The organism is Halorubrum sp. SD41 (assembly GCF_058630335.1).
Genome location: NZ_JBZVGZ010000048.1, coordinates 1 through 6,871, shown reverse-complemented (window position 1 = coordinate 6,871; position 6,871 = coordinate 1). Strand labels below are relative to the sequence as shown.

The 6,871-nt window shown below is 71.1% G+C and carries 7 protein-coding genes; 3 read left to right on the top strand and 4 right to left on the bottom strand.

Going from position 1 to position 6,871, the window contains the following annotated elements; translation table 11 throughout:
- The first annotated feature begins 283 nt into the window (after positions 1–283).
- Both AC4NMM_RS15140 and AC4NMM_RS15135 read left to right on the top strand, forming a co-directional pair.
- Entirely contained in the window at positions 284–1,336 is a 1,053-nt protein-coding gene (locus AC4NMM_RS15140) for a Brp/Blh family beta-carotene 15,15'-dioxygenase (RefSeq protein ID WP_491924645.1), read from the top strand.
- 102 nt (positions 1,337–1,438) lie between these two features.
- Positions 1,439–2,179, top strand: a complete 741-nt coding sequence (locus tag AC4NMM_RS15135; RefSeq protein ID WP_096393669.1) for a protein sorting system archaetidylserine synthase — start codon at positions 1,439–1,441, stop codon at positions 2,177–2,179.
- Positions 2,180–2,344: 165 nt separating this feature from the next.
- Here AC4NMM_RS15135 and psmB read toward each other — a convergent pair whose 3' ends face one another.
- On the bottom strand, positions 2,345–3,076 hold the full coding sequence (gene psmB / locus AC4NMM_RS15130; RefSeq protein ID WP_017342545.1) for an archaeal proteasome endopeptidase complex subunit beta: 732 nt from the start codon (positions 3,074–3,076) through the stop codon (positions 2,345–2,347).
- Positions 3,077–3,303: 227 nt separating this feature from the next.
- Positions 3,304–3,480 (bottom strand): hypothetical protein, encoded by a 177-nt coding sequence (locus AC4NMM_RS15125; RefSeq protein ID WP_491924644.1) that lies wholly within the window; start codon positions 3,478–3,480, stop codon positions 3,304–3,306.
- Between the two features lie 312 nt (positions 3,481–3,792).
- On the opposite strand from AC4NMM_RS15125, the gene AC4NMM_RS15120 reads away from it, so the two are divergent.
- Positions 3,793–4,473: a uracil-DNA glycosylase family protein gene (locus tag AC4NMM_RS15120; protein ID WP_096393668.1), complete on the top strand. Its 681-nt coding sequence runs from the start codon at positions 3,793–3,795 to the stop codon at positions 4,471–4,473.
- Positions 4,474–4,731: 258 nt separating this feature from the next.
- Here the strand turns inward: AC4NMM_RS15120 and AC4NMM_RS15115 are convergent, their stop codons facing one another.
- Both AC4NMM_RS15115 and AC4NMM_RS15110 read right to left on the bottom strand, forming a co-directional pair.
- Complete coding sequence (locus AC4NMM_RS15115) at positions 4,732–5,928, bottom strand: asparagine synthase C-terminal domain-containing protein (RefSeq protein ID WP_096396134.1); 1,197 nt, start codon at positions 5,926–5,928, stop codon at positions 4,732–4,734.
- A gap of 5 nt (positions 5,929–5,933) precedes the next feature.
- Positions 5,934–6,617, bottom strand: coding sequence for a PHP domain-containing protein (locus tag AC4NMM_RS15110; RefSeq protein ID WP_096396132.1), 684 nt, complete (start codon positions 6,615–6,617; stop codon positions 5,934–5,936).
- Positions 6,618–6,871: the final 254 nt, after the last annotated feature.

The window sequence follows — 6,871 nt, the reverse complement described above, 5'->3', positions numbered from 1 at the left end:
CTGAGGCGGTCGTTTTCGGGCATGAATCACTTTGAAAACGTACCGCCTCACCTTTCAATCCTTATCTGAACACCGCCACATCAGCACCCCGAACCGACTTATAAATGGACTCACTCACGACGTACTACACCTACTCCCGAAACCGATCGAGAGGCACTCTTCAGCCCCCGGACGTTTCAGGCGAATTACATCTGAAAAATAGGGGGTTCCGACAGAGCCGGGAATATAAAAGCCCGAATAATGGCGACGAGGCCCTAACCCCGTAACGCCCCTACTGGCACCCATGTCGACGTCGACGGCGAGTCCGGTGCGGCGGCTCCTCGGCGAACCGGAACGGACGGCTATCGGTGCCTCTCGCGCGGCGTTGCTCCTGCTCGCGGTGGGGTTCGGCGCCCTGTCCGCGGCCGGCACCGACGTGTCGCTCCGGACGCAGATGATCGCGTACCTCGTCGGGATGGTCGCGCTGAACCTCCCGCACGGCGGGTACGAACACTTCTCGAACCTCCGCCGGCGGGGGCTCCCGTTCGGCGCGCGGTACGTGGCGCTGTACCTCGGGTTCGTCGCCTCGTTCGTGGCGCTGTTCGTCGTCGCGCCGCTGCCCGCGCTCGCCATCGCCTTCGGGACGGCGGTCGCGAAGGGCGGCCACGGCGACCTCCGCGTGATGGACGCCTTAGTCGGCACCGATCACCTCCCGACCAGGCCGCAGCGCGCACTCGCCGCGCTGGTCCGCGGCGGGGCCGTGATGGTCGTCCCCGCCATCTTCTGGACGGACACCTTCTACGGCTTCACCGGCATCATGCTGGGCGTCTTCGACGGGCGGTTAGCGGGTCCGGCGGCGTCGAACCCCGAGGCGTTCACCACGGCGCTCGGCGGCGCGTTCGGGCTGGCGGTCCTCGCGCACCTCGGCGGCGGCCTCGCGACCAGTCTGCGCTCGACCGGCGGGGTCGGGCGTTCGTGGCTCCTCGACGCCGCCGAGACGCTGCTGCTCGTCGCGTACTTCGCCTTGGTGCCCGTCGTCGTCGCCATCGGGCTCTACTTCCCGCTGTGGTACTCGCTGCGACAGTCGGCGCGGAGCATGGTCGTCGAGCAGGAACAGCCGGACCGGACCGAGGGGGTCTCGCTCGTCGTCGCGTGGGGCGTCCTCGTCGTCGGCGCGCTGGTCACGGCGACCGTCGCGGCCGCCCTGTGGACCGTCGCGCCGAACCCGCTGGCCGGCGGCTCGCTGCTCTCCGGCGCCGTCGCCTTCTACACCATCTTCGTCTGCGTCATCGCGATGCCGCACGTCGTGGTCGGCGAGTGGCTCGACTTCGGGCGCGGGATCTGGTACGTCCCCTGACGGCGGCCGAGCGCGGCGGCCGGGAGGCGTTCCGACGCGAGCCGACCGCCCGCGGTCGACGAGATAACAAGCCCTAAAACCCGGCTCGTCGACCGATACGGTATGCCTCTGCGGTTCGCTCGGCGCCTCGGGCTCGCGGACGCGGTGACCGTGGCCAACGCCGCCGTCGGCTTCCTCGCCGTCGTCGCCGCCACGGTCGACGTCGCGCTCGCGGCCCGGCTCGTCCTCCTCGCCGCGGTCGCTGACGGCCTCGACGGCGTCGTCGCCCGGCACCGCGGGTCGACCCCCGCCGGCCCGTACCTCGACTCGCTGGCCGACGTCGCCTCCTTCGGCGTGGCGCCCGCCGCGCTCGTGGCTGCCGTGGTCCGCGACGGGCGCTCGTTCGCGACGGACCCCGTCCTCGTCGCCGCCGGGGTCGGCGCGGGGGCGGTGTTCGTCGCCGCCGCCGTCGCCCGCCTCGGCCTCTACACGGTCGACGAGGACGGCGCCCGCGAGACGGTGGGCGTCCCGACCACGCTGGCGGCGACGGTGCTCGCGGCCGCCGTCATCGCGGGGTACACCGCCCCGCTCCTCCTCGTCGCGGCGACGACGACGTTCGCGTTGCTCATGGGCTCGACGGTGACGTACCCCGACCTCCACGCGCAGGACGCCTTGGTGATGGGCGTCGTTCAGGCCGCCGTGATCCTCACGCCCGCCGGCCACATGGCGACGGACGCGCTCCCGGCGTGGATCGGCGAGGGGTTCGCGTTCGCGCTGCTGTTCCTCTCGTGCGGCTACCTCCTCCTCGGCCCGCGGTTCTACTGGGGCGACGGCATCCGCGCGCCCCCGGGCCTGCGGCGGTGAGTTCGGAACGGACAGACGAACGTTCGGAACGGACAGTCGAACGTTCGGAACGGACCGACGACCGTTCGAAACGGACCGGTGAACGGACTCGTCGGTAGCGAGCGGACTATCGTCGAAGGTCGCAGCGAAAAGCGGTCGGCGAACTCACCTCGTCGGCGGGCCGCCCTACAGCAGGTCGTCGAACTCCTTGTACCGGGTGATCTCGACGCCGTCGTCGGTGACGACCGCGACGTTGATCCCGTTGCCCGATGCGAGGTCGCGCTCGACGGCGGACTGGATCGCCTTCGCGGCGATGGTCTTCGCCTCGTCGATGGTGACCTCGTCGTCGTACTCCTGTTCGAGGACGCCGAGCGCGTACTGCGACCCGGAGCCCGTGACGGTGTACTCCTCCTCGGTCGTGCCGCCGAGGGCGTCGATGGAGTAGATGTGCGCGCCCTCGTCGTCGACGCCGCCCAGGATCGGCTGGACGACGAAGAACGCCCCGGAGCGGAGGAGGTTCCCCGTCAGGGTCGACAGCGCCTCCATCGACATGTCCTTGCCGCGGCGGGCCTCGTAGAGGCTCGTCTCGGCGCGGAGCGTCGAGATGAGGTTCTGGGCCGCCGAGACGGAGCCCGCGATGGTGAGGGCGCCGCGCGGGTGGATCTCCTCGACCTTCTGGACGTCCTTCGAGGAGACCATGCCGCCGAGGGAGGCGCGCATATCGGTCGCCATCACGACGCCGTCGTCGGCCTTGATGCCGACGGTCGTGGTCCCGGTCTTCATCTCGCCGTCCTCCTCCGCCTTCGCGGCGCGTCGCTCGCTGTGTTCGAACTCGCCGAGCTCCGGTCCGAAGACGGGCTGGTCGCGGCCCAGGTCGGCGGCCGGCCCGTCGGAGAGGTCGCCAGTCGGTGTTCGCATTACACGCTCGTTGGCTCGGCGCGCTGATAAAGGCAACCCTTCGGGGGCCGCCGACCGGTTCCGACGGGCCTATCCGTCGCCGGGCCGCGACCGGCCGACGGCGAGGAGGTACGGGGCTCGGATCGAGGCGGCGACGGGAGCGGCGCTCCGGGGAGATCGACGGCACGGTCGCTCCGAGTGGGTTCGGCGTAGTCGGCTGCGCAAAACGAGTCGCTACGGCGGCGCGGTCACTCCTCGGCGACGGTCTCGAACGCCTCGGTGGTGGTCTCGACGAGTCGGCCGACGGGGACGTTGATACCGAGGCGCTGACGCGCGAAGACGGCCACCGGGAACAGCGAGATCCCGGCGGCGACGGTCGCTTGGTGCAGCCCGAAGAGGGCCGCGGTTCGGATGCGGTCGAACATTGGACTTCTGCTCCAGCGGAACGCGGGGATGTATAAATATCTTCCGTGCTTGCTCCCGAGACAACCGCGCCGCAGTCTTGCGGTTTTCGGTCGTAAATTAACGATCCTGAAACTTCTCCCGTTCCGCGTCGATCGACGCGTATCCCAACCCGGATTGACCCCGTTTATCTCCATAACTTATGGGAATCCTCGTCGCCTCGTGCGCCTCGCATCGGCCCCGCTCGCCCCGTCCGTCGTCCCGCGGGGCTCGCTCCCCGAGCCGCTCGCTCCGGACCGAACGGGATATAACCGGGCGCGGGCCTACCAAATCGCGTGCAGAACGTCACGGACCGGATCCGGAACCCCTTCGGGATGCGCCCCGACTGCCCCTCGTTCGTCCCCGGCTACGGCGACGCCAACGCCGACTTCCACGTCGTCGGCGATCGTCCCGGCGTCCACGGCGGGACCGCTGCGGGCGTCCCCTTCACCGGCGAACCGTGGTCGCCCGCGTTCCTGTCGGCGCTCGCGGAAGCCGGACTGATCGGCGGGATCGCCGACGGCGTCGACCCCGACGGCGTCGCCCGCGAGGGCGACCCGAACGCGGTCGACCCCCTCCGAACCGACCGCACGTTCCTCTCGTACCTCCACATGTGCGAGAGCGAGGGGCCGCCGGACGACGACGCCTACGACGACATGGAGCGCTTCTTCGACGCGGAGCTCCGCGCCATCGCGGCCCACGTGCTGCTCCCGGTGGGCGCGCGGGCGACCGAACACGTCCTCGAGACGTACACTGCGCGGGCCTGGAAGACCGAGATCGACATGGACGCGCTCCACGGCGAGGAACTCCTCGGCGCCGGCTGGCTCGTCGTCCCGATCAAGGATCCCGCGGACTGGACCGACGGCGACGCCGACCGGCTCGTCGAGTCGCTGCGGGAGCTCCGCTCGACCGACTTCCGACGCGAGAGCGATCTCGGTCGGTTCATCGCCGGCAGCGACCCGTACCTGGTCCGCTGACGCGGCGACCGCCAGCGAGTCCGCGAACCGGTCGGTTCTCGCCCGGATGGACGTGAACTTTCCCCGGCAAAGCGGGCTATCGATGCGGAGATCCGGCAGTAATAGGTCGTATCTGCGGACGATCGTTTTCTGTCCGGCCGCAACGGAGTCATATTTGTCGCTACTGCCCGGATTTTATACCTGTCCTGTCGATATCTCAGTAGACGCCCGTTCGTTCGGGCGTCGGCCGCAGGACTGGTACTCCGCGCGGCGACTTGGTCAGTTCCGGCCCTCACCGGCCGGTTTTTCCTCGGAACACAGCGCGTCGACGTACTTCCCGACGTGGTCGTCCATCCGCCGCTTGTAGCCCGCCCGCCGCGCGAGGCGGTCGAGCTCGCGGGAGACGTACGTGCCGTACTGGACCGCCTTCTTGTCCGCGGCGTGAACCGATCCCGGTACGCGCCCGGCCGCGACGCGTCGGAGCGCGACCTTCCGCTCGTCCCCGTCCACGAGCAGGTCGTCGGGGAGCGCCAGCGCGGCGGCGACGACCCGGTCGTCGAGCAGCGGCGTCGCGGGCTCGACGCCGGCGGCGCGGAGCGCGAGGACGTCCCGCTCCAGCTGGTCGGGCAGCGTACGCACCGTCTCCGTCCGCGCCCCGCGGACGGTGTCGGCGTCGACGCGGGGGTCCTCGGCGGGGTCGACGACCTTGCTGTAGCCGCCGAACAGCTCGTCGGCGCCCTGCCCGAGCGCGAGCCGGTCGTACCCGTCGGCCGCGGCCGCCTCGGCCGTCAGGAACAGCGGTACCGCGATGGCGACGTCCATCGGGTTCCGGCGGCCGGTCGCGGCTGCGACCGCGCGGACGGCGCGCGTGAGATCCCCGTGCGTGATCTCGACGACCCGCAGGTCGCGGCCCATCGCGCTCGCGGCGTCGCGCGCGGCCGCGACGTCGTGGCTCCCCTCGAAGCCGGCGACGTAGCAGGGGGCCTCGGGGACGGCGGCCGCGACGAGCCCGGAGTCGACGCCGCCGGAGAAGGCGACCGCGAGGTCGCCTTCCTTGGACCCCGCGGAGAGGTCGTCGAGCGCCGCGCTCACCGCGTCGTCGACCGCCGACAGCGCGGTCCCCCGGTCTGCGGTCGGCCCGGAGTCGGGAAGCCCCCAGACGCGTTCGGTCCCGCTCGCCGAGACGACGCTCCCGGCCGGGACCGGTTCGGGCTCGTCGAGAGCGGTCCGGTCGAAGCTCCGCGCGTCGGGAGCGGTCGGATCCCGCCCCGTCTCGGCGTCGAGCGCCTCGCGCTCGACGAACAGCGGCTGCCGGCCGAGGACGTCGCGGACGAGGACCGGGCCCCCGAGGCTCGGCGGGTCGGCCAAGAGGCCGGCGAAGCCGCGCCCGCCGGGGAGGCGGTCGCCGTCGCGGAGGGCGTCGCGGACGCGGTCCGCGGGGGCGCCGCGCAGATCGGACGAATCGGGGGGCGTCATCGCGGTCACCGGAGGGCGTCGAGCGCGCGGAGCGCGCGGCGCTTGGCGCCGCCGCCGAACTGCCTGAGCGAGACCCGCCACGGGGTGCGCTTGCCGACGACGCTCGTCCGGCCGTCGGCGATCCCGTCGAGGATCGCGGCGGCGGAGCGCTCGTCGGCGCCCACCTCCGTCACCGCCTGGCCGACCATCTCTGAGATGTGGGCGTCGCTGCCGGCGGTCATCGGGAGGCCGTTGCGGACGGCGAACTTCTCGGCCTGTCGGTTGGAGCGCCCGGTGAACAGCCGGGAGTTGTACACCTCGACGGCGTCGGCGCTCGCCAGCTGGTCGTCGGTGATGTGCGCGGCGACGCCGTGGCGGGACTTCTGGAAGGGGTGGGGGACGACCGCGATCCCGCCCTGATCGCGGATCCGGTCGAGCGTCTCGTCGAAGGGGAGGCCGCTCTCGACTCGCTCCTCGATGCCGAACGCGAGGACGTGGCCGACCGCCGAGGTCACCTCCATGCCGACGATGCCGACGAGGCCGTAGTCGGGGGCCTTCTCGGCCGCCTCGATGCTGGCGTCGATCTCGTCGTGGTCGGTGACGGCGAGCGCGTCGAGCCCGACCGCGGCCGCCTGCTCCAAGAGGAGCTCGACCGGGTCGCGCCCGTCGTACGACAGCGCGGAATGCGCGTGAAGCTCGACCGATAGCACGTCCGTCGATTCGAGCGTGGTCATAAAAAGCGCCCCGGTCCGCGCCGCTCCACGTCGATTCGCGGCGGCTGAACCCCGCTCCGACGATGTGGTATTTAAAAACAACTGCGGTGGCGCGTGCCTCCGAGCGGCCGACAGGCCGCGAGGAGCCCGCGCGAGGGAGTCGCTGGCGCCGCCGGGGCCCCCGGAGAAGCTGGGGGGGGGTGGAAGGGGGCGGGGAAGGGAAAAGGGGTAAGAGAAGAGAGGGAATCTAA